This is a genomic window from Paenibacillus sp. J31P190 (assembly GCF_059692075.1).
In genome coordinates this window covers 17,261-42,102 of record NZ_JCAUAS010000030.1, presented here as the reverse complement: position 1 = coordinate 42,102, position 24,842 = coordinate 17,261, and the positions used below count along the sequence as shown (strand labels likewise).

Annotated in this window: 26 protein-coding genes and 2 pseudogenes; 1 reads left to right on the top strand and 27 read right to left on the bottom strand. The window is 39.3% G+C overall.

All coding sequences use genetic code 11. The features are described 5' to 3' along the window. Positions 1 to 1,613: 1,613 nt before the first annotated feature. From AC58U0_RS32365 to AC58U0_RS32325, 9 genes and pseudogenes are all read right to left on the bottom strand, one after another. Positions 1,614 to 2,054 (bottom strand): annotated as a pseudogene (locus AC58U0_RS32365) (NUDIX hydrolase). A gap of 501 nt (positions 2,055 to 2,555) precedes the next feature. Continuing rightward, positions 2,556 to 5,384 (bottom strand): Ig-like domain-containing protein, encoded by a 2,829-nt coding sequence (locus tag AC58U0_RS32360; protein WP_497382884.1) that lies wholly within the window; start codon positions 5,382 to 5,384, stop codon positions 2,556 to 2,558. A 303-nt stretch (positions 5,385 to 5,687) separates the two neighbouring features. Further along, positions 5,688 to 5,951 (bottom strand): hypothetical protein, encoded by a 264-nt coding sequence (locus AC58U0_RS32355; protein ID WP_497382883.1) that lies wholly within the window; start codon positions 5,949 to 5,951, stop codon positions 5,688 to 5,690. 648 nt (positions 5,952 to 6,599) lie between these two features. Then, the gene (locus AC58U0_RS32350; protein WP_497382882.1) at positions 6,600 to 6,827 is read right to left on the bottom strand and encodes a hypothetical protein; all 228 of its coding nucleotides are present in this window, start codon (positions 6,825 to 6,827) and stop codon (positions 6,600 to 6,602) included. A gap of 94 nt (positions 6,828 to 6,921) precedes the next feature. Further along, positions 6,922 to 7,641 carry a hypothetical protein gene (locus AC58U0_RS32345; protein WP_497382881.1) on the bottom strand — a complete coding sequence of 240 codons (720 nt, stop codon included), beginning with the start codon at positions 7,639 to 7,641 and terminating at the stop codon, positions 6,922 to 6,924. A 65-nt stretch (positions 7,642 to 7,706) separates the two neighbouring features. Continuing rightward, positions 7,707 to 8,027: a TetR family transcriptional regulator C-terminal domain-containing protein gene (locus AC58U0_RS32340; RefSeq protein ID WP_497382880.1), complete on the bottom strand. Its 321-nt coding sequence runs from the start codon at positions 8,025 to 8,027 to the stop codon at positions 7,707 to 7,709. A gap of 47 nt (positions 8,028 to 8,074) precedes the next feature. After that, positions 8,075 to 8,497 carry a universal stress protein gene (locus AC58U0_RS32335; protein WP_497382879.1) on the bottom strand — a complete coding sequence of 141 codons (423 nt, stop codon included), beginning with the start codon at positions 8,495 to 8,497 and terminating at the stop codon, positions 8,075 to 8,077. Between the two features lie 36 nt (positions 8,498 to 8,533). Next, positions 8,534 to 9,712 carry an MFS transporter gene (locus AC58U0_RS32330; protein WP_497382878.1) on the bottom strand — a complete coding sequence of 393 codons (1,179 nt, stop codon included), beginning with the start codon at positions 9,710 to 9,712 and terminating at the stop codon, positions 8,534 to 8,536. A gap of 72 nt (positions 9,713 to 9,784) precedes the next feature. Next, on the bottom strand, positions 9,785 to 10,342 hold the full coding sequence (locus tag AC58U0_RS32325) for a TetR/AcrR family transcriptional regulator (protein WP_497382877.1): 558 nt from the start codon (positions 10,340 to 10,342) through the stop codon (positions 9,785 to 9,787). A gap of 612 nt (positions 10,343 to 10,954) precedes the next feature. Between AC58U0_RS32325 and AC58U0_RS32320 the strand changes: the two genes are divergently transcribed. Continuing rightward, positions 10,955 to 11,158, top strand: a complete 204-nt coding sequence (locus AC58U0_RS32320; RefSeq protein ID WP_497382876.1) for a helix-turn-helix domain-containing protein — start codon at positions 10,955 to 10,957, stop codon at positions 11,156 to 11,158. 117 nt (positions 11,159 to 11,275) lie between these two features. On the opposite strand, the gene AC58U0_RS32315 is transcribed toward AC58U0_RS32320, so the two are convergent. The 18 genes and pseudogenes from AC58U0_RS32315 to AC58U0_RS32230 all read right to left on the bottom strand — a co-directional run bounded on the left by AC58U0_RS32315 (position 11,276) and on the right by AC58U0_RS32230 (position 24,711). Beyond that, a complete protein-coding gene (locus AC58U0_RS32315; RefSeq protein WP_497382875.1) occupies positions 11,276 to 11,419 on the bottom strand; it encodes a hypothetical protein in 144 nt (47 codons plus the stop codon). Positions 11,420 to 11,509: 90 nt separating this feature from the next. Further along, positions 11,510 to 11,917, bottom strand: a complete 408-nt coding sequence (locus AC58U0_RS32310; RefSeq protein WP_497382874.1) for a nuclear transport factor 2 family protein — start codon at positions 11,915 to 11,917, stop codon at positions 11,510 to 11,512. Between the two features lie 255 nt (positions 11,918 to 12,172). Continuing rightward, a complete protein-coding gene (locus AC58U0_RS32305) occupies positions 12,173 to 12,925 on the bottom strand; it encodes an SDR family NAD(P)-dependent oxidoreductase (protein ID WP_497382873.1) in 753 nt (250 codons plus the stop codon). A 194-nt stretch (positions 12,926 to 13,119) separates the two neighbouring features. After that, positions 13,120 to 14,043: a helix-turn-helix transcriptional regulator gene (locus AC58U0_RS32300; protein ID WP_497382872.1), complete on the bottom strand. Its 924-nt coding sequence runs from the start codon at positions 14,041 to 14,043 to the stop codon at positions 13,120 to 13,122. A 410-nt stretch (positions 14,044 to 14,453) separates the two neighbouring features. After that, positions 14,454 to 14,684, bottom strand: a pseudogene (locus tag AC58U0_RS32295) (transposase domain-containing protein); the annotation flags it as partial. A gap of 168 nt (positions 14,685 to 14,852) precedes the next feature. Beyond that, positions 14,853 to 15,047, bottom strand: coding sequence for a hypothetical protein (locus tag AC58U0_RS32290; protein WP_307440732.1), 195 nt, complete (start codon positions 15,045 to 15,047; stop codon positions 14,853 to 14,855). 117 nt (positions 15,048 to 15,164) lie between these two features. Next, on the bottom strand, positions 15,165 to 16,649 hold the full coding sequence (locus AC58U0_RS32285; RefSeq protein ID WP_497382871.1) for a WD40/YVTN/BNR-like repeat-containing protein: 1,485 nt from the start codon (positions 16,647 to 16,649) through the stop codon (positions 15,165 to 15,167). Positions 16,650 to 16,727: 78 nt separating this feature from the next. Next, on the bottom strand, positions 16,728 to 18,620 hold the full coding sequence (locus AC58U0_RS32280; protein WP_497382870.1) for a hypothetical protein: 1,893 nt from the start codon (positions 18,618 to 18,620) through the stop codon (positions 16,728 to 16,730). Between the two features lie 304 nt (positions 18,621 to 18,924). Further along, a complete protein-coding gene (locus AC58U0_RS32275) occupies positions 18,925 to 19,137 on the bottom strand; it encodes a hypothetical protein (RefSeq protein WP_497382869.1) in 213 nt (70 codons plus the stop codon). 37 nt (positions 19,138 to 19,174) lie between these two features. Next, on the bottom strand, positions 19,175 to 19,450 hold the full coding sequence (locus AC58U0_RS32270) for a hypothetical protein (protein ID WP_497382868.1): 276 nt from the start codon (positions 19,448 to 19,450) through the stop codon (positions 19,175 to 19,177). A gap of 67 nt (positions 19,451 to 19,517) precedes the next feature. Further along, positions 19,518 to 20,225, bottom strand: coding sequence for a hypothetical protein (locus tag AC58U0_RS32265; protein WP_497382867.1), 708 nt, complete (start codon positions 20,223 to 20,225; stop codon positions 19,518 to 19,520). A gap of 107 nt (positions 20,226 to 20,332) precedes the next feature. Further along, positions 20,333 to 20,680, bottom strand: coding sequence for a VOC family protein (locus AC58U0_RS32260; protein WP_497382866.1), 348 nt, complete (start codon positions 20,678 to 20,680; stop codon positions 20,333 to 20,335). A 165-nt stretch (positions 20,681 to 20,845) separates the two neighbouring features. Continuing rightward, positions 20,846 to 21,349 (bottom strand): ankyrin repeat domain-containing protein, encoded by a 504-nt coding sequence (locus tag AC58U0_RS32255; protein ID WP_497382865.1) that lies wholly within the window; start codon positions 21,347 to 21,349, stop codon positions 20,846 to 20,848. Then, on the bottom strand, positions 21,342 to 21,785 hold the full coding sequence (locus AC58U0_RS32250) for a helix-turn-helix domain-containing protein (protein WP_497382913.1): 444 nt from the start codon (positions 21,783 to 21,785) through the stop codon (positions 21,342 to 21,344). The genes AC58U0_RS32255 and AC58U0_RS32250 overlap by 8 nt, the downstream gene beginning before the upstream one ends. A gap of 119 nt (positions 21,786 to 21,904) precedes the next feature. Further along, complete coding sequence (locus tag AC58U0_RS32245; RefSeq protein WP_497382864.1) at positions 21,905 to 22,258, bottom strand: AraC family ligand binding domain-containing protein; 354 nt, start codon at positions 22,256 to 22,258, stop codon at positions 21,905 to 21,907. Positions 22,259 to 22,450: 192 nt separating this feature from the next. Further along, positions 22,451 to 22,927 carry a GNAT family N-acetyltransferase gene (locus AC58U0_RS32240; RefSeq protein WP_497382863.1) on the bottom strand — a complete coding sequence of 159 codons (477 nt, stop codon included), beginning with the start codon at positions 22,925 to 22,927 and terminating at the stop codon, positions 22,451 to 22,453. Positions 22,928 to 23,271: 344 nt separating this feature from the next. Continuing rightward, a complete protein-coding gene (locus AC58U0_RS32235; RefSeq protein ID WP_497382862.1) occupies positions 23,272 to 23,532 on the bottom strand; it encodes a hypothetical protein in 261 nt (86 codons plus the stop codon). Between the two features lie 426 nt (positions 23,533 to 23,958). Further along, the gene (locus AC58U0_RS32230; protein ID WP_307440727.1) at positions 23,959 to 24,711 is read right to left on the bottom strand and encodes a hypothetical protein; all 753 of its coding nucleotides are present in this window, start codon (positions 24,709 to 24,711) and stop codon (positions 23,959 to 23,961) included. Between the last annotated feature and the right edge of the window lie 131 nt (positions 24,712 to 24,842).

Here is a 24,842-nt window from a genome sequence, read left to right as displayed (position 1 = left end):
GTAACAATAATGCTCTTGCAATGGCTCTGTCGGGAATTAGATCAAGTTCTTGTCAAAATCGGGAATGGGATCAAGTTCTTGTCATTGGGTTTTGACAAGAACTTGATCCCATAAAATAAAAAAGCCGCGATTTACGCGGCAATTAATGAGATAATGTTCTTGTCACCCGACACATCATCATAAGTTCGAAATTTAACGGTAATACTTTTAATATAAACAAAAAAGGACCTGGATGTCCTTGCTTTCCTCACTTTACTTACTTTAATTCATTAACCTTTTGTGTTATAATTAACTTAATTATTCCAATTGAAACCAATTCACATATTGAAAAAGGTCTCATTTCTATGATGAAACTTTTTTTAATATGTGAATTTTTGTTTTCTGGGAATGATCAGTTTAATAATAGGTGACCGCCAACATTTTGACGAAAATATACACTAAGCCTTTAAACATGACCGCCTTGGCGTTTTTTCATACTCTAAGTCGAAGGGTCCGGGCAGCCTTGGGTCTGAAAGAAGCTTTAAATTAAGCTTAGCGCCACCAAATACTAATATAAAATAAAGATGTGACCACATCAGAAAAGCGGTTTTTTATCAAAATAGATACACATGATTCGAACGTTAGTGTTGTATTTTCGACCATTGATGACATTATTAATTTTTATTCCAACAAACAGAGTTTACAGAGCAAAGTGGACGATCTGAACAATTTAAAGAATCACACAAGCAAGCAAAGGGGTGGTATATCATAATTGGAGAAATGATTCTTTCCGACCGACCTGTAAGGGTAATTCAGAAGAGTTCGTGGTTGATAATGACTTCCTGCATTTTTCTTCATTTATCTATACTATTTGGGGTGGATGCCTTTTGCTCGCCTGTCTCGTTTACTTGGCCATATCAAAACGAATTCGTTTTGATATGTAATAGCTCAATAAAGGATATCTGAATAAAACACCCAATTTTGTGTCCATGTCCATCAAAAACACATCACCAAACGGACAAAAAAGGCCCTATAAACTATTTTCCCTTTTCAGATCGTTAATGAGCCTACAAATCGAAACAGCGACAGCCAAGGACGAGAAAATAAAGTCCTAGACTGTCGCTGTTTTATTGAACTAACGTTTTCCGTTAGTTCAGCTACCCTTTCTTCAAATAACTTAAAGACAATAAGCCTTTGACAAAACAGACCATACTGATAGCCCAAATTACGCCTATCACGGCAATAGTCACAGAGTTATTTATTGAACTTGTAAAAGCACTAGAGGCCACTGCAGACGGTGAAGATGATCCCGAAAAACTAGCGAGTTTTGCAGACCTAAAAAAGTTTCATATAAGACTTGTATTGGAACAAATCGAAGGGAATCCCCCGCTTTGACGAATTGCGTTACTTCAACCAGCCAATAAGGAGAACTCAGCTCTATTGTTACCATTCCTAACCATTTGATTTTTCAGTTCCTCATAATAAAGATAGAAATATCTTTGAAACGATGAAAGAAATTTCATAAATATATTCGCGAAGTGATTAATCTATCATGCCGGTTATTTGAATGAACTAAAGAGCTGCTGCGAAGCAAGCCCTTTAACTATAGTTCTCCGTTACTTCAACAAACTTTATTATGAATTGTGATTAATAGTTCCTCTGAGTACATATGGTGCTGATGATTTACCAATTATTAATCCCTTTAACTCACTTGGTATATGTATGTATTCTTCTGCTCTTTGTGTCTCCATTCAAGTAACTTCCTCAATTTCTTCTGGAAATGAGATATTTATTTCTCCACCAATTACATTCCCTCTAAAGGTAAAGAAAATTGTATGATGTCCCCTATCTACAAAAAACGCTTCACTTACACTGAAAATACCATTTAATTCAACCTCTAAGCCAGTTTCTTCTTCTACCTCACGAATAGCAGCTTCTTCAAGTGTTTCTCCCCGTTGTACTGTTCCACCAGGAAGTGTATAGTAGGAAGATTTCATACCCTTGTTTTTGACCATCAATACATTTTTTCCTTGTTCATCAGAGAGAAGCACGTAGGCAACATCTACTCTTTTCATTTAATAAATCCCCTTCTCGAAGAAATGTGAATAGTCAACAATTCGTTACTTTATTTGAACTATCCTGCCCGTTCAATGTTTGTAACTGGCTTCCACCACGCTCGTTTAATTCTAAACGCTGTTGCTCCTCTTGACCTGACTTTCAATCATACAAATTGAGAATAATCCTCAATTGCGGGAAACGATACATGTTCTTGTCCTAAATCGGCAAACGATATATGTTCTTGTCACTGGCTTTTGACAAGAACATATATCGTTAAAATGAAAAAAGCCGCAGATATGCGGCATCTTAAGCTTATATGTTCTTGTCACCCGACATCTTTGCTGTCTAATTGTCCGACGACAAGAACTTGACCCGTTAAACGACAAGAACTTGTACCCATTCTTCCTGAAGTTTAGCTCAAAAGTACCCTACCGAGAGACTTTTTTTAAAGTGTCTTCTCGATAGGGTACAGTTTACAAATCGCTGGCTTTTTAAATTGATTTAATTTTTGTGCAGCATTAATTAGGTTTGACTATAACAGGAATAATTATCTTAAATCCTTCATATTCCGCAAATATCACAGCTGCTCCCTCTGACTTCGCTGCGATCTTATGATCGGCGGTCACTTCAGCTACTTCCGGACTAGACGTACTCCATGTGACATCAGCCGTAACGTCTTTTACCGTTCCATCGCTAGACATAGCATGAATGACTACCTCACTTGTTGAGCCTGCTGAATTTACGATATAACCTGGCGAAGAACTTATCCCCTTAGTAAATGTAGGATACTTTGCTACGACTTCAACATTAATTGTCGTTGATGCACCATAAAAAGTAGCAGTTATCGTCGTTTTTCCAACAGCGTGAGCGATGATATGTCCATCGGCAGAAATCGTTGCAACCGATTCGTCCGCCACCGTCCATTTTACTTGGCTAGTAACATCAAAAAGATTAACGCCAAATCGTGGAACAGTACCAAATAAAGCAAATATAGACACGTCCTTCGACTTATTAGGTTCTAACATCACATTGCGGGTAGTTGGAATTAAAGCGCTAGGCTTAATGTTTCTAATCCAAATAGAATCTCTTAAACCTCCATAATTGAAATAGATGTATGCTTGACCAGGGCCGACCCATGTAATGACCCCGTTCTGATCAACAGTTGCTACTTTCTCATCTGAAGATTCCCACTTCCCATCAGTATCAACCTGAACTATATTATGATCTGTATATTCCGCAAAGGCGTTCACATCTACAGGAGCTCCTGCCTCAGGCTGTATTAGCATTCCATAGTTTAGAGTGATTCCTACTAAATTAACCGGTCCCTCTTGTTGTGTTACTTTTACCGGAAATTTAATAGGAGGGAAACCTGCAATTGTTGCACTAACTGTCGTTTTTCCAATTTTCATTCCAGTAAATTTCCCGTCTGTAACACCAGCAATACTAGGATCCTCTGAAACCCACTGGATTGACTTCGTAATCTCTTTTTGAGTCCCATCATTGTATTGGGCAAAAACATGTACGGGATAAAACTTATCTTTTTGAACAACAACATCCAATGAGGATACAAGCAATGACTCGATTTTTAAATCCTCTATTGATGCAGCATTATCAGGAAGGATTGAAACATTTAAGATCTCGGTGCTTGCTCCGTGATTGATAAGGACCTGAGTTGTACCTGGTGCAACCGCTGTAAGAACACCATTCTTAACTGTAACGATGTCCGGGTCTAATGATGTGAATCTTGAGTCTGAAGTGACGTCAGCTGCTGAACCATCCTGATATTTTGCCTTTACAGAAAACGAATGCGTACTTTCAGCTAACCGGAAGGAGATGTTAGTTTCACTAGGAATGAGATCAACAATTCTATTCACGAAAAATCTAGATGGTTCTTCTGAAACGCCAATAGGAATCTGATTTGAGTAGCCGGAGCTATCTACGGTAACTATGGCTGTACCAGTACCTACAGCAGTAAGTAGACCATCCTTATTAACTGTAACAACATCAGGATTAGATGATTTATAAACCGCAGATGGAGTCGAATTTACCACAGATCTGTCCGTATAGCTCGTTTTTACCTCCAATTGCTGCTGTTGATGTACCACCATATTTTTCATTTTTGGTGTAATAGAAATCGATTCTGGGATTGGAGCCTTCTTCTGACCGTCTTTATCCTTGACTGCCACCGGGATATCCACAGTGTTACGACCATTATAATAGATAGCATGCAAAACGGTTGTGCCGCTCAATTGACCAATAACCTTTTCTTGCTGAACTGAGGCTACTTTGCCATTGTCGGTATACAATATAACGGAAGCTGTGACATCCTCTGTGCTCCCATCACTGTAAATCGCCGTTATTGCAATAGGTGCTGCTTCACCTACACCTATGGAGAGATTTGATGGAGAAGCTGTCACACCAATAACTCTTGGAGCAGTAAGCTTATTGGTGACAGTAACCTCAATTTTAACTGGCGGAAGAACATCTGATCTATAGGAAGCTGTCGCAATTGTTTTACCTGTCTTGCCTCCTATGATTAATCCTGAATCCGTTACCGTTGCAATGCTGCTATCTTCGACAGTCCACTTCACTTCATATAGATTTACATTCTTTGATTCTCCGTTATTGAATACTTCGGTTAAGCTAACCGGCCAATTCGCACCTGGCAAAACTTCAACAGCAGGTGTATCAGTTACAAGCTTCTCCGGCTTAACAACCTTAACGTAAACAGCATCAACCAATTTATCGTATTTAAAATATATATATGCTTCTCCTAGTCCTATTGGGATAATCTGACCATCTTTACTAACGGTAGCAACTTTACGATCTGTCGTTGTCCAGCTTCCTGCAGAAGTAATCTCTGTAACTTCGGGGTCCCTTTTAAAGGCTAATACTTGAACCGGCTTATCAGAGGTTTCAAGTCTCAACTGGTTAGTCGAAAGTTCGAGCGCCGTTACATGATCTGGAATATCTCTTATAGAAGCAAAGAAGTTTATTTGTGGAAAAGTTGAATAGGTTACTCTCAATGAAACATCACCTGGCAATATTCCTTTTAATACGCCATTTTCAACCTTTGCAATCGACGGATCTCTTGATTCCCATTTGGCTAAATTAGTTACGTCTTCCATCGAACCATCGCTATAAAGCGCTTTCAAAGCGATTGGACGCTCTTCCCCTTCATCTATGAATGTTATTCTAGGTGCAGCTAAAACGAGCGATACAATTGTTCTCCCTTCTGCCTTTACTGACTTTTCAGGCGAGGCAGAAGCCAAACTACTAAATAGAGACAGGATTACGATAAAGATGAGAGTTAATACTGTAATTCGCTTTGTTACCTTTGTTCTCATTTGCCAACCTCCGTATTTTTTATAGCAATCAGCCTTTCAACCTAATATTAGACTATAAAAAATGTATATCATATAGAGCGATAGTTTTGATTTTTCAGAAATATAGCATTGATTTCCATTCATCTGTTTTGTGACTTTTGACATTGATTTCGACATTCATAAAATTAAAATCTACTGGAATCGATCCGTATCAACATAAACGCCGTTAGTTTGCTTACTGGCATGCTTATCCTTACAAATTAAATAGTCCTTGGGGATCAAGGGTTTTTTAAACCACTGGTCAATTATATCAAGTTTTTATCCCTAATCGTATTGCCATACAAGCTGTCCCTTTCTCATTTTTGCTGCATAGATGATTTGCCCCGTATGATAATGGACCTCTCGCACCATCGCGATCATAAGGTTGAGAGCTGTAGTCTCGTTATTTACTTGACTATACGTAAGAGGTGGCAAATAGATAAATGGTTGTGACATTACTAACTCCGGGTTAGATTGAAGTCGTTCGAGATATTGAATGATAATATCAAAAGCATCCCTGATCATTTTTATGGCTTGTGCTCTTGACATTTCCAGTCCTTTTTCAAATTCCCTCTCTCTTTCTCTTGTGTCGGGAATATTGAAGAGAATTATTTCAACTCGAGAGTGTACTGCACCACGAATGTGTGCAATGTTTTTAACACAATCATTATTTAGAGCTTCTTGTTGTTCTATATTGCGCTTCGGCTATAATACTTTGTTCTTGTCCAAAAAATCAGCTAAGTATATATGTTCTTGTCTATATTTACGACAATAGATATATGTTCTTGTACAATAATTCGGCAAAAGATATATGTTTTTAGCGCAAATAATTTTGTTATTTCCTTGCATGACGTCCCTAAATTGTATTTAAAAAGGTTTCACACGACTCCTAAAATGTAAAATATTGTCCGTTGAACTCCACCGTGGCAAAGGATATATGTTCTTGTCCAGTATCGGTAAAGGATGTAAGTTCTTGTCTTGCGAAAAAGACAAGAACTTACATCCTTAAAATAAAAAAACCGCGCTGCGCGCGGATCTCTATAGATATATGATCTTGTCCTCTTACACTCATGTCTAGAATAACTATCGATAAAAGACAAGAAGTTGTACAGGTTTTTATCTCTCTCTCTTTTACGACAAAATAAAGCGCGCTACTGACAAACAAATACCGGCAGCGCGCGCGCTTTTGTATTTAGCTTACGTCATTAGTTTTCTAACATACGTTTCGACATTTCGCTGCAGTTCTTTATTCTGCTCAGTGGGGTTATCATACACCATCATTGCCATCGCTGTTGGATTATACGATTTCATTTTACTAAGTACTTCAACAGACAAAAGCAACCGATCGTGTCTGCCATCGTACGAACTCCGCCTTGCCTTCTTTTGTTTATGATTATTTTCTGCTTCTTCTATAGTGTACGCCATCCCCCTGCTCCGGACATGATCAAGAACAACATTAACTTCGGATGATTTTCCTGTAAGAATACCTCCGCATCCTTGTGGATGCGGAGGTATGAGTTCAACTGAACCGGAAGTTGCTGAGATCAATCGAGACGAAAAGCATATCCTTTACTGGCTCCAGATTGGGTCCGCGCAGATATGCGCGGCGTTTTGTTGGGAAACGAAGCCCTTCGATCTCAATAAAGTCGTAGACATATTGCGCCGCTGGAAAGCTACCTGAGATATCGACATGGTAATCGTGCCTGCGCAGCAGAAAATCATCGCCAAAGTAGAAGTCTTGCTCCTTGCCGTGACTGGCTATGTGGTCGGGGAACTGAACACGTAAACCGGGCCATTGTTCATTGCCCTCTTGCCAGGGCGGGATTTCGCTGACCTCGAATCCTGGCATGGTCATGAAAAAAGGCGTTGTCAAGTATGTCCACAATGCGTATCCATTGAAATATGCTCGATGTAACGGTTCCCACGGTGTGTTCATCACGTGGTTAGCGAAAGAGGCTCTAGGATTCTGTCGCTCGTGGATGATTTCCCCAGAAAGGGTCTCAATCGCTATGCGATCGGGCGTGAAGGCAGTTCGCCAATCCGGTTGCCCAAAGGGAGTAATAGAGGCGATTTCCGAATGAAGCGCGACTGTCATCTCCCGAGGATTGGAGTCTTGTACAAGTCCTTTCAATGCCCATAGTCCGCCGCCGGTGACGATCGTGGCAGTCAGTGAACTAAATTTTTTCCAACGGTCAATTCCTCCGTGCGCGTCTATCACATTTGTCAAAAGATTATTCATGTGCTCCTCCTTAAGCGGTATCTGGCGTGAGCGTTTATGCCGTCCAACATTCATATTATTACTTTTCAGTACGACGGCAGTATGTTCTGTTTCCAATATAATCCCCATGTTCCGCGCAGTTTTGAAATCACGGTCAAGAAGTTCGGGCAAGTACGAGCAACCCCCACCATCGTATTGTGAATATTTTCCGCGAGTTTACCCGGGTCACGGGAAGTGGCGAACTCTCCGTTTTTTTGTCCTCTCCGGATCAGTTCGGCAAGAAGCTGCTCCATCCTGTCGAAGCTTTCTCCGGCCTTGACGTCCACTTCGTGATCCCATGGAGCAAGCTCCACTGCCATATTGACAAGTAAGCAACCCGGAGGCTTGTCGTCGTATCCTTCAATCATGGAGTCAAACAAACCAGCATGTGCATTATATAGTTTTCAAGCATGAGTTATTTTACAATCATTACAGCACAATGAGCGTGTTGGATTACTTTATGGCTAACACTTCCCACGAACAGTTCTGAAAAAAGGCTAAGTCCTCTGCTGCCCATTACGATCAGGTCATAATCTCCTTCTTTCGCTTTCTTACATATCATCTCTGCAGGATCCCCAATATGGTATTCGATATCATATTGTATGGATGATCCTGAAAGGACCTGTACGGATTCTTCTAAAATCCGCTTAGCTTCCTCTTTTTGCAATTGTTCAAGATCCACCCCGTACGCAACTGTATTGATATCATTCCGAGAAATGATATGAAGTAGTGTTATCCGGGCGTTTATCCCGGCATTTTCCGCCTGCCATTGCGCCGATTTCAAAGCATGTTTGGAGTGTTCGGAACCGTCAACCGGAACCAAAAAACGTTTATACATGTTAGTATTCTCCTATCTATCAATCCATGATGGTGATTATTGTGATGTAACTTTAGAATAATATCGATTAAATCTGACTGAATAAATCAATACATAGATAACGATTATCGCAGCAAACAAATTCAATAGAATCAATGAAAAGTTTAAATTAAAAAATTGAGACAGGACTCCGACTCCAATAACCGGAACAATGAATCCGGAATAGGCGCATAAATAAAAAGCCGATATAACTCGTGGACGTTCTTCTGCTTTCGGCAACTGACTGGCAAACCTTAAAGAAACTTGAAACGTCCATCCACCGCCGATTGCTTGAATGAATATGCCGGTCCACAGCAAAAATAAATTCGCTGTCAGACCAGAAAATACAATGCCCCATGATCCAATAGCAAGTAGTAAGATTCCAAAGCGCATCCGTGAGACTGGATTACTCGGCCAAGGAACAAACTGAGCCAAGGCCCCTCCTCCAAGAAGCAACAAAATTAATAACCCGGAAAAGGAGAGGTTTGAAGTGTGAATGACATTTTTGATAAAAGAAGGTATAAGGGAAAACGCAATTCCTTGAATTGTGAAAACAGTGAAGATCGGCAGTGCAACAAATGACCAAAAATGTGAACGAATACTACCCGGCACACCGAGTGAAATTTTAGTCTTAACCGTTTTCTGAGTTAGAGAATCCTCGTGCTTAGGAAGAGTTTCCAGAATTACTAAAGAAGTAATTAACATGAAAAGTAGAAACCAATATGGTACTCGAAGCGGCTGCAGATGTAAATATTGCAAAATTAAACCGGCAATAGCTGGACCCAGGCCAAAACCGATGAGTATTGTTACTCCCGAAAACTTGATAGCTGTACCTACTTTATTAGGTGAGATTTGTTTAATTAAAAAAGCTGCTGCAGTACCCGTAAAAGCGCCATATGCTAAACCTTCCAATATCCTTGCAGCATAGAGCATCCAAGCATCAAAACTTCCTAGTAAGAGCAACGTTGATGCGATGGAGATCCAAATACTGCTGCGAAGTACTTTTTTCAATCCCCAAGCGCTGCCTTTGGCTCCCACGACAAGCAATGTCGGAAGCAGGAAAGCAGCATAAATGGCAAACAAAATCGTAATTTGCAGACTATTCAATCGATAATGTTCACTGTATAGAGGAAATAACGGTGTAATAAAAGTAGCACAGCAGGACATTATAAGAATAACCAAAAGCATTCTTTTCATTTTAGTAACTTCCTACTTCCCCTTATTATTTTATTTACTAGTAGATAAGTATACTTCGTAATTAACCGCCTTTTAATATTTAATAAGACGGTTTATCTGAATCAGAACTTGGGATAATACATCCTTTCCCAATGTTCGTTTATATTGCAAAGCACCTTTTATACATGACAGAATGGTAAAAGCTAATGATTCAATATCTTCTGATTTTTGAACGATATTTTCATTATACCCTTCTGTAAGAATATTTATTAAAACTTTTAATTCAAACTTACTTACTTCCTGCACTTTTTGTTGAATAATATTAGGTAATGATACAAAATCAGATTGTAAAGACGATATTGGGCATATTCCATCCCCGCTTATTTCAATTTGTCTAGCAATGAACTGCATAAGCTTCTCTTCTACTGTCATTGTAGAATGATTAATGAATAATAAGAAATTCTGCAAATTTTGTTGCATCCGCTCGGTAACGGCAACTCCTAAATCCTCCTTTTTTTCAAAATGATAGTGTATGCTTGCCTTGGTTACGCCCAGCTGTTTGGACAAATCATCATAACTTATGGCAACATAACCTTTTTCTCGAATAAGTTTTAGTGCCAGGTCTAAAATTTGTGTTTTTCGATTTTCCATAGCTGTATTATAACTTACTAGTAGGTAAGTTTCAATCTAAACAGAGCAGAATTGCTCCCCTGTATTTGAAAAATTTTCTTCTACTACGAACAAGATTTCTAATATGACTGGAGTGCCGCGCTCCACGATCTATTCTAAGACTAAAGAATAAGTACCTAAAAGTAAGCACCTTACATTAACTACATAGAGGGGTCAGAAGAATATTAATATCGTATTGTTCAAAATTCTAAGTCAAGAATGTCTACAAAGAATCCAAGATTTTAAGTTCCGTAATGTCCACTTCGTCACTATTAATAAAAGCAGCTTTCTTCTTCCCGTTCTCTGTCATTTGTAGTAACTTCTTTTCATTATTTCCAATCTTAAATGATGACAAATAGTACTTCATATCCTAATCCCCTTACTTTGATTTCTGATAATCTTGAAAATAATTCCATCCTTAAAGTTTTCGCGAATTGATCAAATTATCCTTTCGTTTAATAGACAAAGGCAACCGATCGTGCCGGTTGCCTCCATGTCGTGGTTGAACTATAGTTCTCCCGTTAATCCCCGCTGCTTCTGCAACTAAAATGTTAATCATATGCTCTAACTCAGTAAAAAAACGTTCACTCAGAGTTGATTAGTGAACGTTTTTTTATTTCAAAACTTTGTTTGACATTTCAAAACTTTATTTGTCATTTCAAAACCAATTTGTCATCCAACTCTTACTCCGTCAAAGTAGTAAGCGAACGCGTCGGATTCCCCGTCCCCTACTACTTTAGCAGGGTGTTCGAGCAGGTTACGGGCGTTACGCCGAGTAAGTTCAGGAATAAGGGTTGAACTAACAATCAAGGCCGGCTCACAAGCGATCCCTTCGCTTGCGAGCCGGCCCTTTTTGAACATGAACATGCTATCGATCAATCGCAGCCGCGTACACTTTTCGACGAAGAACTTGCCTTAGAAATCAACCTTCAATGATTTTGCAATCACGTCTGCTACTTTCAATTCCGGAACATGCACATTAACTCCAAGATCGGCTTGCAGCGGATTTAATAAATCTACGTCTAACGTGCCATGAAGTGCCTCGAAGGACGCTGACAATTCGAATTCTCCGCATTCGTCCAAGGATCCTTCGATACTTGCCTGCTCTACAAGGTAAATGCTTTATCGAAAGCTTCCATAACCTAGTTTTCAACTGCCCATAGCAGCAAGCGAATCCATATAGTCTCTCCAATAAACTATTTTTCGATCTTTAATCGTAACTATTGAGCAAAATCTATTATCGTAAGGCTTACCGGAGTATGGTTCGATTCCGTGGACCTGATATTCCATAACAATAATATTTTCTCCCTGCACTTTATAAACTTTTAGATGATCGGCGCTATTTAATTTAGTACCATAATTACTGAACCAACTCATATATGTCGAGCGACCTTCCATTCTGTTTGGAAATCCTGGAATGTTGTATAAAAAATCAAATACTGCATCATCCGCAACAGCATCCCAAAAGTATTCCCCATCAACTTCACCTTTAAGTCCTTCCATAATGATGTTAAAAAATGGTTCGGCATTTTTAAATCCAATAGGCTGCTTTTCCATGTTTATACTCCTTTTAATTACAATCATTTTTTCTAAGATTATCGTATATAACTGGACAACATCGTGTCATATTAACATCTTCATTTCTCCGATTCAGATTCTGCGTTAATACCTCCATTTTGCCTATGACAGTAAGAGTGGTTGTACAGGAATAGCCTCCTGTTCAACCACTTTTGTTTTAGATCTTCACTTTTTATTCATGGAACGGGCACGCATTTACTCCGCGACTCGCGAACGCCCTTGTGAGACTTGTATTTACAAACTTAAATAAGGGAAGATTGGGTCTCTCAGTTCAAACTGATACGTGTAACCGTCGACAATTCCTACTACCTTGTCGCCATCATAGAGCTTCAGGAGCAGCTCGGCCATCTGTGCAGCGGTATGAAACTTCGGAAAGACACCCGAGTACTCGAAATGTTCAAGGTCGTAAAAACGCTTCGCAAATTCTGTCTCGGTTGTAGATGGGGCGAGAACCTTTACCTTCATGCGAGCCCCCTTTCCCGCTAATTCTTGTGCCAACCCCTCGGTAAATGCACTGACATAAAATTTGCTTGCGCAGTATGTGACTGTATCGCCAATGATGGTATACCCGCCAGCCGAGGAAATATTAATCAGCTGTGTTCCTTCCACACTGGCATAGTCATGGACAAACAGGGAGCTTAGTATCGTGAGGGCTTCTATGTTTAGATGCAGCATTTGCTGGATTTTGTCCAAATTTTGGTCTCCGACGGAAGCGCCATTTCCTAACCCCGCATTATTGATCCACGTTTCAATCTCATACGTTTTCAAACTTTCGTATAGTGAGAAAACATTTGCGGCGATAGAGAGGTCTGTGGCATGAATGACGATGTCAACGTCGGTATGAAGTTGCTGAATGCTAGAGCGAAGCTCATCCAAATTCTCCTTCCTACGTGCAGTAAGTATCAAGTTCTTGCCACGCGCAGCGAAGGCGAGCGCAGTTTCATACCCAATGCCGGAACTGGCTCCTGTTATTACGGTGTATTTCATTAGTTCTCCTCCTTTTTGTTTTAACACGCTCTAAGATTATCATATATAACTGGACAACAGCGTGTCATATTAACTTCATTTTTTTTATTCTTTATTCTTTTACCATTTGGATGAAAGTCTATTCAACGCTTTTGTAAAATGAGTTTATGTCAGCATCCAGTTTGATTCGGTCCGGTAAATTCGTTCTCTTTGATCTATCGAATTTCGTCTATCCGATTCAGATTTTGCATGATTACCTCCATTTTGCCTATGACAGTATCTCGCAGACTTTGAGGTTCTATCGATTCAATAACCGGGCCGTAAGAGAGAAGATAATTTGAAAGCCAATCCCCTCTAGGCATAGATGTAAGAACCGTAAAAGATCCATCTTCGTGTTTCGTTATTTCTTTTTCATTGAAGTCATCGTAAACTCTATACGCCCCTGCTGGTGATATTTTTAGCCGAATATCAATGAATTCAAGAATGTGATTATCTTCCGATTCAGCCGTGGACTCACCCGGTGTTCTTTGCCCGAATACATCGTCGGTGATTTCGATATTAGCCATACGAGATATTTTGAACGTTCTGTAGGCTTTTTTATCGTAGCAATACGCTTTCAAATACCATGCCTTATCCTTAAAAATTAGCTTCATCGGCTCAACCCTGCGCATGCTTTTCGTACCCGAAGTATTAAAATATTCGAGCGTAATGATCTGCTTTCTGATAATTGCCATTTTCAGCTCGTTGAATTTTTCTTTATTTCTTTCATCGCTTCCCCACGGGGAAAAATCCACTTCAATCCAATTGACATCGCTCTTCTGGAAAAAATTTCTCAGTCGTGAAAGCACAAAATCAATATCCGGATATCGCGCCGCCGAGAGATTTTGCAGTGCAAGCAATATTTCATCCTGCTCTTTATCTGAGAGCACCGACTTATTTAGTACAAAGTTATCAAGGATAACAATGCCTCCGCCTTTGCCCTGACTCGTATAGATCGGTATACCGTTACTGCTTAATGTTTGGATATCGCGATATATGGTTCTAACCGACACTTCAAAACGGTCTGCAAGTTCTTTCCCAGTGCTTTCTTTTTTATCAAGCAAATAATAAACGATACCGAAAAGTCTACTGATCTGCATAAAAGTCACCTCCATTCAAGTGCATAGCTTCTCGAAATAATTAGTCCCTTACTTACACTAGCCTCGCGGCCTAGTGCATTTTTTCGTTTAGCCTCAACAGTTCAGAAGTCAACGCTTTGTTACGATTATCGCGTGTATCTGCTATTTGAGATACAGCGGCGGCGAACTTCGGATTCCTGGGCCCATTGGTAGTGGAACTATTGTGCGGACCAAGCTGCGTTCTAGAACTTGAAGTGGTGTCAAGAAAATCCACCCATCTTAAAAGGTTGGCTAAGTCGCGACATAATAAACTGTTTGAGGTATTGGATTGATTCAAAGTTAGTCAGACATAATAAGCCTACACGTGAACGATGACGTTAGCCAACATCGTCATTGCAGCATTATATTGTACTAGGGCTGTTATAGACTTATCACGAAGTAAAGACACGGCACATCAATGGAATAGACGATGACCAAGGCAAAAACGGCTCCAGCGACTTCGGATCACAGGGATTTTCGAGCTGTGGCAATCTCTCAAAAAGATGCATGATGTATTTAAACGGATGCAGTCCATATTCCTTTGCCGTCTCGATGATACTGTAGATCGCTGCACTGGCCTTCGCGCATCTTAGCGTGTTAGCAAACAGCCAGTTATAATTCCCCTCATTTGAGCGAGTTTTATGTCTTAAGAAATTGTTCCGTTAAACTGCCCGTTAGCTGAGCGAAGGGCTGCCACGACACGGCAGCCCTTCTGTTATTTAACTATCGTTTCCGTTACTTCAACAAACGAATTAAGGAGCCTGATAGCAACTCCTACACATTGTTTCCCGTTAGTGACGTTTTTTCTTCCAAATGAAATAAATAACAACTAAACCTAATACAATAATCCCCAAAATGAGTTGAGCATTACTATGCGGAAATATCGCCTCAATACCTGCATTAAATAAAGCCTTAGCAAAAATAAGTAATAAAACAAGGAACATGCCTCCGATACAACCTAAAATCACGTATAGTAAAGTTCTCAACAGAGGCTCACCCCTCTTGTTTTTTAGTCTCAACAACTTAATACTCATTATGACCATTACCTATTCTTAACAATCCTGCCCGTTAGCGGAGTGAAGCTCCGGGACGGCTGCGGGCATTTATTTCTGCACTAGATTCCATGTTTCACCATTATTATCCGAAATCCATTGTTTATTTCCTTTCGAGAATATCAACTTATTTGCATCGGTACGATCCCATGTCCAATCACCAAACGTAATCGTTGTTTTTGTTAAGTCAACCTTTACTGGCTTTGACCAGGTGCTTCCCTTATCTGAGGTGTAGTAGATATAAAGGGATTTAGAATCCATAACTTTAAATTCGAGTTGTACGATTCCTTCACTCTCGTTAAAGAAAAACATATTCTGGGATATGATTTCAGTGTCTTTAGTAATTTTATTTGTATCAACTGGAGATTCAAGTGTTTGTTTCTTCCACGTTACTCCGCCATCTTCTGTCCTCATTATATATAATATGGGGGGTTCATCTTTCTCAAAGTTACCGAGAAGCCAACCATGTTTGTCGTCAAGGATACTCAATTGTAAGGATTTCTCAGGCGCTTTATTCGTTATAGTGTCCCAATTCTTTCCCCCATCGAAGGTGCGTTGTAGCTCCCACCTATTTTCTTCGCCTATATGGAATAGGGCCCATCCATTATTCGGATCAATAAATGTATCATCAAGCTGGTTGCCCGAACCGCTTATTGTTCTACCCCCGTGCGGTCGGGGAAACCAAACTTTTTGTTCAGGTTCATTAATAGTAGTATTTTTGTTATCAATCGTGGCAATGGACTGCTCGCTCACATATTCCATTCCTCTAGAGGTCATTTTATATAATTCAGGATTTTTGTTGGGTTGGTATACAATAAATTCTAGTTGCTTATTATCAAAAGTCACAACACCATTCATGACCTGATTAAGATTTACGCTTTCAAATTTGTTGCCGTTTACTTTTATTATTTCAGTTTCTGGAATCGTTCCTCCAGCAGATGTGATCAATTCTTTTTTACCGTCACTATCGATATCATATTCTTGGAAGTATTTTTCCATTTGAATAAATGATATAGGGAAGCCATTTTCAATTTTAATGTAGTTGGTAATCGGGGCGGATGCTCCTTCTGATCCACGGATTTTAATGAGTGAAATGCCGTTGAAATAATTTTGAGAAATTTCGGTCTCGTCGGGATTTCCATATCCAATAATGCCCTCGATTTCGTAAATCTTGTCTCCAGTTTTAATACCAGCGTAGATGTGATGAGATTCGCCACTCTTTTTGCTATATAGAACAACCGAAGCATCTTGTAGTTTTACTTCTTTAAGCTTCTTATTGACCACGTTCGTACCAATGGGTGATAGGCTAATAGTAGGTAATGTTACAGGCATATACTCTACTGGAATGATATTTTCTTTCTCAGGCTTAATAACAGTGTTTTCTTTTGTAGGTTCAGGTTGTGCGGATGGCGTTATTTTTATGGTGGGTGGTTGTGATTGTTTTGGATCGGTACAAGCGGTTAAGACTAGGCAAAGAAAAATCACGGAGAGTATCTTTTTTATAAATACTCTTAAATGGTTAAGATTGTTTGACATTTCGGTCCGCCACTCTCAATTTTTTGAACTTCCTGCATCATTTCATTTACTACTTAACCATCGTTTACAATTGGTTAGTTATGACTCTTCGTTGCTAAAAAAATATAGTTGTGTCCCTAATTTGTGAACTTGATTGACTTCCTTTGGAATCAATACATATTCTGACACGTTGTTGTTTCTTGTATCAATGATTTTCCAATTCTGATCAGGAAGATGGATCAAGTATTTGTCTTCCCCGATTTCATACAGAGACATCCACTCTTTAAATAATCCGAGAGAGGTTTCCATGAGTGGAGTTTGTTTGCCTTTGAACGGATCGGAACGAATCCATTGCTCCTTACTATTCACAGGTAGTTTTTGAATCCATAACGATTTCCCATTCGATAATTCAAAAATACGCTTATTATCGTCATCCGAAATCAGATGTTTTAGGTCCTCTTCCTTCTTCTCCCCACTGGCCAAATCTATTTTGTAAGCAGACCATTTAGGAGTGTTTTCCTGATCACCATAAACTTCGTAATACATTTCGTCTTTTTTGACGATCCGATAACCAGGGGCAATGCAAGGTCCTTCGTAACAAGAAAAGCTGCCCGCGAATTGGATTTTCCTTGGTTGGCTGTCACTATAATCTGATAAAACATAAAGATCATAGGTGAATCTACCATCATCGTCGTGCTTACCCCAACCGATCACTGCCGTTTCTGATGTAGGATCATTGTCTAAGGAGACGATTCTAGCATTTTTTTCTTGATTTGGAGCTGCCCAAATGACCTTGGTATTACCGCTAGGGAGGTCATAAAGCATCACATTGTTTTTTTGCAAATAGATCAGTGCATTGCCATTTAGGGACCATTTGGCAAGACGAATCTCGTCCATACCGAATGACTTTAATATTTTTCCATTCAAATCGATTACAGAATAGGCGTAAATCGAATGCATTTCATTGTCTCCCACTTCTGCTGCCAATCCATACTTCCCATTGGGGGATACATCAATTTCATTATAATGAATAGAGGAGGCAAACAAGCTATCCTTCTTTGAAGTTGCAAGGTTGATTCTATAAAGCGCCTGGGCAGGTGCAGGTTGAAAACGATGTTGTTTACCGGTTGAGAGCGTATATCCTGCTATGTTACGAACGCCGTTAAAACTCAATCCAACAGGAGCTGCATTTGCCTCCTGCCTGAAATCTATAGAAAGAATAAAACTCCTATCATTCTCCCAGTCCAAGCTTACTCCCTGAAAAGTATTGTTTTTGAGGTATTCTGTCAATTTGTGTTGAACGCTCTCCCTATTCAGATCGTGAGTAAATTGGAATCGATACTTATATAACTTGCCTGGTTGTAAATGGCGAACTGTGTTCATCCCTTGTTCTAAATATTCGTCGTATTTCGCAATTTCCGGATCATCTTCAGATGTAACTGTATAATTGAACGGTTCGGTATAAAATAGGGTAACGATTTTTTCTTGTTTTCCGTCCATAGAAACGAAATGGATAAGGAGATCCTCTTTAGGAGCATCAATCAATTGCAGCAACAACGGAACTACGTTGGAATCTCCGGATTTTATCGGATCGACTGAAAAACGAACTTCCTTTTTTATATTCTTAGAAATGATCTTGATTCTATTAGGAAGTTCGGATATGACCTCTGGCGTTAAAGGCATCAACGTTTTCGGAAAAAACATGATGCCTACATCAGGCTTTGAAAAGAAAGGGGTTTCTTTAGCCGTATAATCGGACATAGATCCTTCAAAGATACGAATAGATTGAATGTCCTCTTCGATTATCCCATCAACAACCGAGGGTATAGGTTTCATTGAAAAACTATCATTGGGTTCAGCAGTGCTTTGCTGAGTTGTGCCTTGTGAAACTGAGCCCTTGCTTTCGTTTACCAATCGAAAGCCAATCCAACCTAATCCGCTTACCATGATGATGGCGACAATAACCGCAGCTGCCTTTTTATTTACAACCATTTTTATCTTTCACTCCTCCTCAATATTTTTGGAGAAACTGATTCACCCGATGAAAACATAAAGGTCATTATTACTAAAATAACGTATACTCATTTTTTCATAAGAATCCTCATAATTTACAGTTTATCCCATTAATAAGACACATACATCTCTCAGAAGTTGCGTTATCCTGCCCGTTACCTGAGAAGGCTGCCGATCAATTGATCTCGGCAGCCTTCTCTTGTTGTTTATTGAGCTATAGTATCCGTTAGTTTAGCGATTTGTACAATCTCCTGAGTACACACATCAGATTATAATAGTCAAACTATTCTTCTTTTATCCATCCTTCATTAAGCCATTCGTACAGTCTTGGAGAGTTAACACGTGTTTTTATTAACTCATTGTAAATAAAGACTTCTCCTTCAGCAGCAGTGCATGTCTTTGTACCGCTCCCATCTGGATTTGTTTTAGAAACACAATTGTATGCAAGCTCAATATATGTAGTCCTACCCTCATTATTATTTATTTCTAAAACCATCGGATAACCGTGTTTCCCATATTGTGTTTCTGTTTGATCATTTATTTACGGCCTTTGCAGAAGATAACCAGCCTATAATTTTTGTAATAATATCCTTACCCTTTGCATCGTTTTTTTGAAATAATTGAGAACCCTTTGCACCTGGTAAGCCGCCAACAACTTGTAACGATTCAACATTTTCAATAGTTATCAGTTCTGATACCGATTGAGCAGTCAGTTCCCGTGGGGTTTTCTCCTTGGAATTGTTATAACATCCAGTCAAAGCAATAAAGATTGTAAATAAGAGTAAGAGTGCTACAAATTTAATTTTCACACACTTAGCCTCCATTGGTCTTCAAGTTTAGAAGAAAAGTTCACATTCGAAATATCGTTCTCCGTCATTAGTTGAATGATTTCATTTGCTTTTTTAAGATATCAAGTCCGACTATTTTCAAATCATCTGCATCTACTACTAAGAAAAGACTAGGACAGAATGTTGCAAAGAAGCGAAGCGAGACCGACTTTTGTAATTCGTCCTCTAATACCCATCCAGTAGGTGATAAAGCTAGTCTTTCATTCGGTTGTTTATACCCATCTTCGATCCATTTCATCAGAGAATCTGTTCCAGTTAAGTTCATAGGTTCCAACTTATCAAATAATACATTAAAATACCTGCAAGTTCTTCTCATCTTATGAGGACCAAGCAAGTTCCTTTCACTACTTCGATAAAAGTCCATTATTAAAGGAGACAGTTCGCCGCTTTGCTCCATAGATCTAAATAACTCTACGGAGTCATTCTTCAACTGTTCCATCATTATGGTGCTTATCCGATTATCAATTATAACAATTTTAACTTTCTCATAGTGAGGAACTAATTCCTTTAGAATCAAATTATGGATTTCTTCATTCTCAGACTCTAGCTGGATGGATGTATTCCCTGGCAATAGGACACTGGATGAATTAAGAAATTGAGCAAAGACAGTCATATTATAAACAGAATCTTTTGCTTCCAACTTTTCAATTTTAAAAGGTACATGGATTGGTATTGCGTTTTCAACGTCATTTCCGAATACATCTTCTTTGTGGATTTCTTTTATCCAGGAATACATGTTACCCTCCTCTGTTCACTGAGAAGTCTGCCAGACCTAAGTTGTCTGCTGCCTCATTATTTTGTAATTGAACTCGTTCTGCGTTAGTTCAACATGTTACTTTAAATCTAATCCTTCAATTCAATCCGATTTCCTTCAGGGTCAATAATAACTCCAATCGTTCCCCAATCAAATTTCTTGACATCAACAAAGACTCCACGCCGCTCTAACTCTGAGACAGCCTCTCCAAAGTTAGTGACGTTAAAACGAATGACTGTCGGGTTCTCTGCCCTTGTTTTTTCCTTTAGTGAAGCAACCCCGTTATCCTCCAACATGAGATAACTACCTCCGAAGTCTAATACGGATAAGTCCTCGCCTTTTTTGCGTACATGCAAACCCAGTTTATCAGAATAATATTTTAATGCCGCCTCATAATTTTCACAAAATAGGATAATTCCAGTTTCTTTTATATTCATAGAAAGCCTCCTTTTTATTGCTTGCTAACGTAGAAGTCATTCCCAAATAATAACATAATTCCCCTATTTCTTGTTGAAGAAATCTGTCCGTTTGTTTAATGGCCATGTGCAGAACGCAGAAAAGCGATGGATCGGCTCCACCGCTGAACTCACGTTTCCGTTTGCTTAATCAGCAATGTAATTTCCCAATAACTCTGCGACTCGAAGATTACCTCTTTCCTTTGCAAGGGAAGCTGCATCATCGCCGCCTTCAACTTTGGCATAAACATCAGCGCCGTGTTCCACCAATAATTTGATTAGATCAATATTGTCATCATGGAAGGCCGCAGTATGTAAACTTGTGTGACCGTTACTATCAAAAATGTTAGGGTTTGCCTTGTTCATTAAAAGCACTTTTATGACTTCTGTATCCCTTTCACCAGCGATCGCCGCGTGGAGAGCGGTATTAGAGGGTATATATTCAATTTTTGAATGAGATACCGCGTTAACATCGGCACCATTCTCCAAAAGAACCTTTACGGCATCAGAATTTCCATAATGTGCAGCAAATCCTAATGGAGTTAAACCATCTTCATTTTCAGTATTTGCAAGCTTAGGGGCCTCGCCTAATAATCCCTTTAATTGCTCGCTATTTCCCGAGCGAGCTGCAGAAAATATTTCATTAATCACTTGTATCCAACCTCCGTTGACTTTTGGATTTTACTTTTCTATTGTAAGTGATTACTACGCACCTCTGCTTATTCAAAATCACCTTTTTACGAAAGTTTGTAGGCGAAACACCAAATCTTCTTGTAAATAAGTTAGTAAATGTTCCATGGCTTTGAAAGCCTACACTAAAACAAACTTCTGTAACCGTTCTCCTTGTTGAAAGAAGCTGTTTCTTAGCCTCATGAAGGCGCCTTTCAATAATAAACTGGTGTGGGGTAAACCCGAAAAGCAATTTATAATTGCGTAGAAAGTGATTTGGTGATAAACAGGCAACTCTTGCTATTTCGGATAACCCTATCTCTTTATCAAAATATGCTGAAATATATTCATGCCCGGATTGGATTCGTCTATATAGTTCTTCCCTTGTTGAAGCACGTAAAGAGGGCAATTTCTGCATTTCGTCACAAACGTGTGTATGTATAATGAGAAGACCTTGTAAAATTGCATGCATTTTCTCTTCTAACCATAAGTCATCCCCTGGAAAAGAATGTAGTGAATTAAGCAAGGGAGACAATATTATTTATCATCTGTATAAGTTTTTTCTACAAATTCAAACCGTGATTTAGCAGGTTTATCGAAAGGATCGTCTAGCAGCATAGCACTTGATGTTCTTAATGTTCGAATTACTTCCTCAACCATAACCTCAGGAAAAAAAACGCAAAATGACTCAACTGGAGTCTCCGAATCAATGGTGATTGAATATTCTTGACCGCGATTTAGTAATAAGTACTTTCCTTCTTCAACCATATAATGGCCGCGTCCAGTATTGTAGTAAGCCCTGCCATTACGGAATGTTTTAATCGATAGAGCCCCTGAACCTTTCCAATAAAACTGTTTACTTTTCTCGTGTAGAATTGGTAAGTAAGCCATGTAATTAAATCTCCTGTATTAATTGAATGACTCAAGTATTTCTACATCAACCCAATTACATCCTCCCAACTATCCTGCTCCGTTACTCAATAAAATCAAAGAGCAGCTGCCACTAGGCAAAGCTGCTCCTTGTTCCATTCGACTAACGTACCCCTTAATTTTATCCTAGGAACACAGAGTATGATAAAAAAATCAGAGTTGCAAGACGGTTATTGACTCGTTGTTGAAGATTTCGCCGTTGTCACAGAAGCCGAAGTTTTCATAAATCTTTTTGGCAGCGACGTTATCTGGTTTATAAGGGATCCAGCAGTAATATGCTGGCCCTGCCGGAAAGGTACGGATAAATTCCAAGATTTTTGTCATGGCTTCCCGACCATAACCCCGATTCTGGTATTGCTTGTCAATCATCAGTCGCATGATGCAATAGTTGCCATCTGCGATTGACGGTTCTTCGTATCCGGTGATTCCATAAGCCAACATAACAAAACCGACAGGCTGCTCATCCGCGTATATGGCAAATGGAAATGGATGCCCCCCATTGGTTGCAAGGACATAACACGAAGCTGCGCTTGACAGATTGGATGCAACGAAGCGTCGTTGATCTTCTGAAACTTCCAGGTTAAATATGGCACGCCGGTTTTCCAATGTGATTTTTCTGAGCGTTATCATAGGCCTTCTCCCTTCAACCCTTATCATATTGCGCCGCGCGGTCGCATAAATAACATACAATTTTCCCAAGAAAAGTAATAGACTGATATTAATTTTTTTTATATACTATTATGTATCCATGGCTTTTTTAGGGTTATCATTTTTTTGCATTTGGGCATTTTGTTAACCGGCACCTAATTGTGCCGGTTTTATTTTTTTTAACGTTAACTAACTGCCCATTACTTCAACGGATAACGGCAGCCGATCGTGTGGCCGGCTGCCGTCATGTCGTGATTGAACTATCGTTCGCCGTCCCTCAACGGGATGTTGCTGCCGTACAACAGCATTTTTTATTATTTAAACCGCTAGCTATTTATAGCCTTCTCCGCGAGATATACCTCATCCTTCTTGACGTAGATGTCGTATTGGCTGTTTTCATTTCTTCCTGAACCCACTGTACCCGTGTCATGACTTGTTATTCGGCTGCGATAGGAAATGCCATGACTTTTTAATTTATTTACCGCATCATAATATTTCGATTGATTGAATGCAGTAAACACTAAACGCCTATGCTTGGAAAAAAGAAGCATGATGATATTTATAATGAGTTGCTCGATATTCCCCATATTAATCATCACTCCCCTAACATTTTTCAGATACCTGCGAAACCGTTTGCCAATATCGTTGGTTGCCATTTTGTTTACTTACTTTCAGGCTAGGTTTCGTTTCGTGATTATTTTCCATTGAACCATCCTCCTGTAAGTTACTAATATCATTTAGACGTTCAACACTCACGAAAGTTCCATCATTTTACAGAATTTCAGTCTTTTTCATTTCACTTTACTGCCCGTTAGTTGAGCGACCATCTGCAGTAAATACATATTTTCTTAAAACAAAAAAAACGCAACACACAGAATTCATGATCCGAAACTCCTAGCACCTGATTTAAGACCGCAAATAAACTACCCCAATAAAAACAAGGAGCAGCTACCACGGCAGATCTGTTCCTTGTTTTGTTCAAATGTTGTTCTCCGTCCCTCAGTAATCGATTGTTAGATCTTTCTCCAGAAGTGTTTGATTAAATCATGATATCCTGACTCAATCATTATTGAGTTAATTACTTCTCTTAATGCTTCATAAACTTGTTTTCCAGCTAACCATTGCTCACAGAGAGACACGATAGTCGCTCCTTGTTTGTGACTGTTTATTAACCAAATACTTTTCCATTTCGGATAAGGGTAAGGCTCTCCCCTTGAGAGAAAAGGTAAAGCCAATGCCGCTTCAATTGATCTGGTCATCATAATTGTTTTTCCCAACGTTTCTCGCGATGCAGGAACAGTTACACCTGTACGAAAATCTTTATAGCATTGCATGATAAGACCCAAGGTTATTGATCGAAATCGCCTGGTCGCTTCAGTGTTAAGTTGCGAAAGGATTTGTTCATGATCCTGAATAGAAATAGCATGTTGGTATATCCAAAGTACCTCAGGATCACTTCCATTCAATCGGTTTTGGAGCCAAGTCAAAGGTCGGATCTTAATATCTACTAAGGGATGATGATTCTCATCGTGAACCCATAAATGTTGGACCCCACCCGCCAATTCGACTAAAGCAGTGTGCAGTTCATTGGGAATTATTAATTCAATATCGAGGTCTGATGATTCGTTAGACATTCCAAACGAGTAACTTCCAGTTACTATTATTAAAGCTGCATCTAAAGCTTCTGAAAGAAAGGGGTAAATACTTTGTTGTTTTAACGGACCATTAAAATAATCAGACACCAGTTTTTGGACGTCCGGATTCATATTCCTATCCCCTCCTTTATTGGAACATATACGGTAATGTTTTCAACCATGCTATTCTTCCTATTACTGGAATAAGCCACAGAGCGATTCACCTGTAGCCGAGATGGTACAATCTTATGGAACTAATGTTC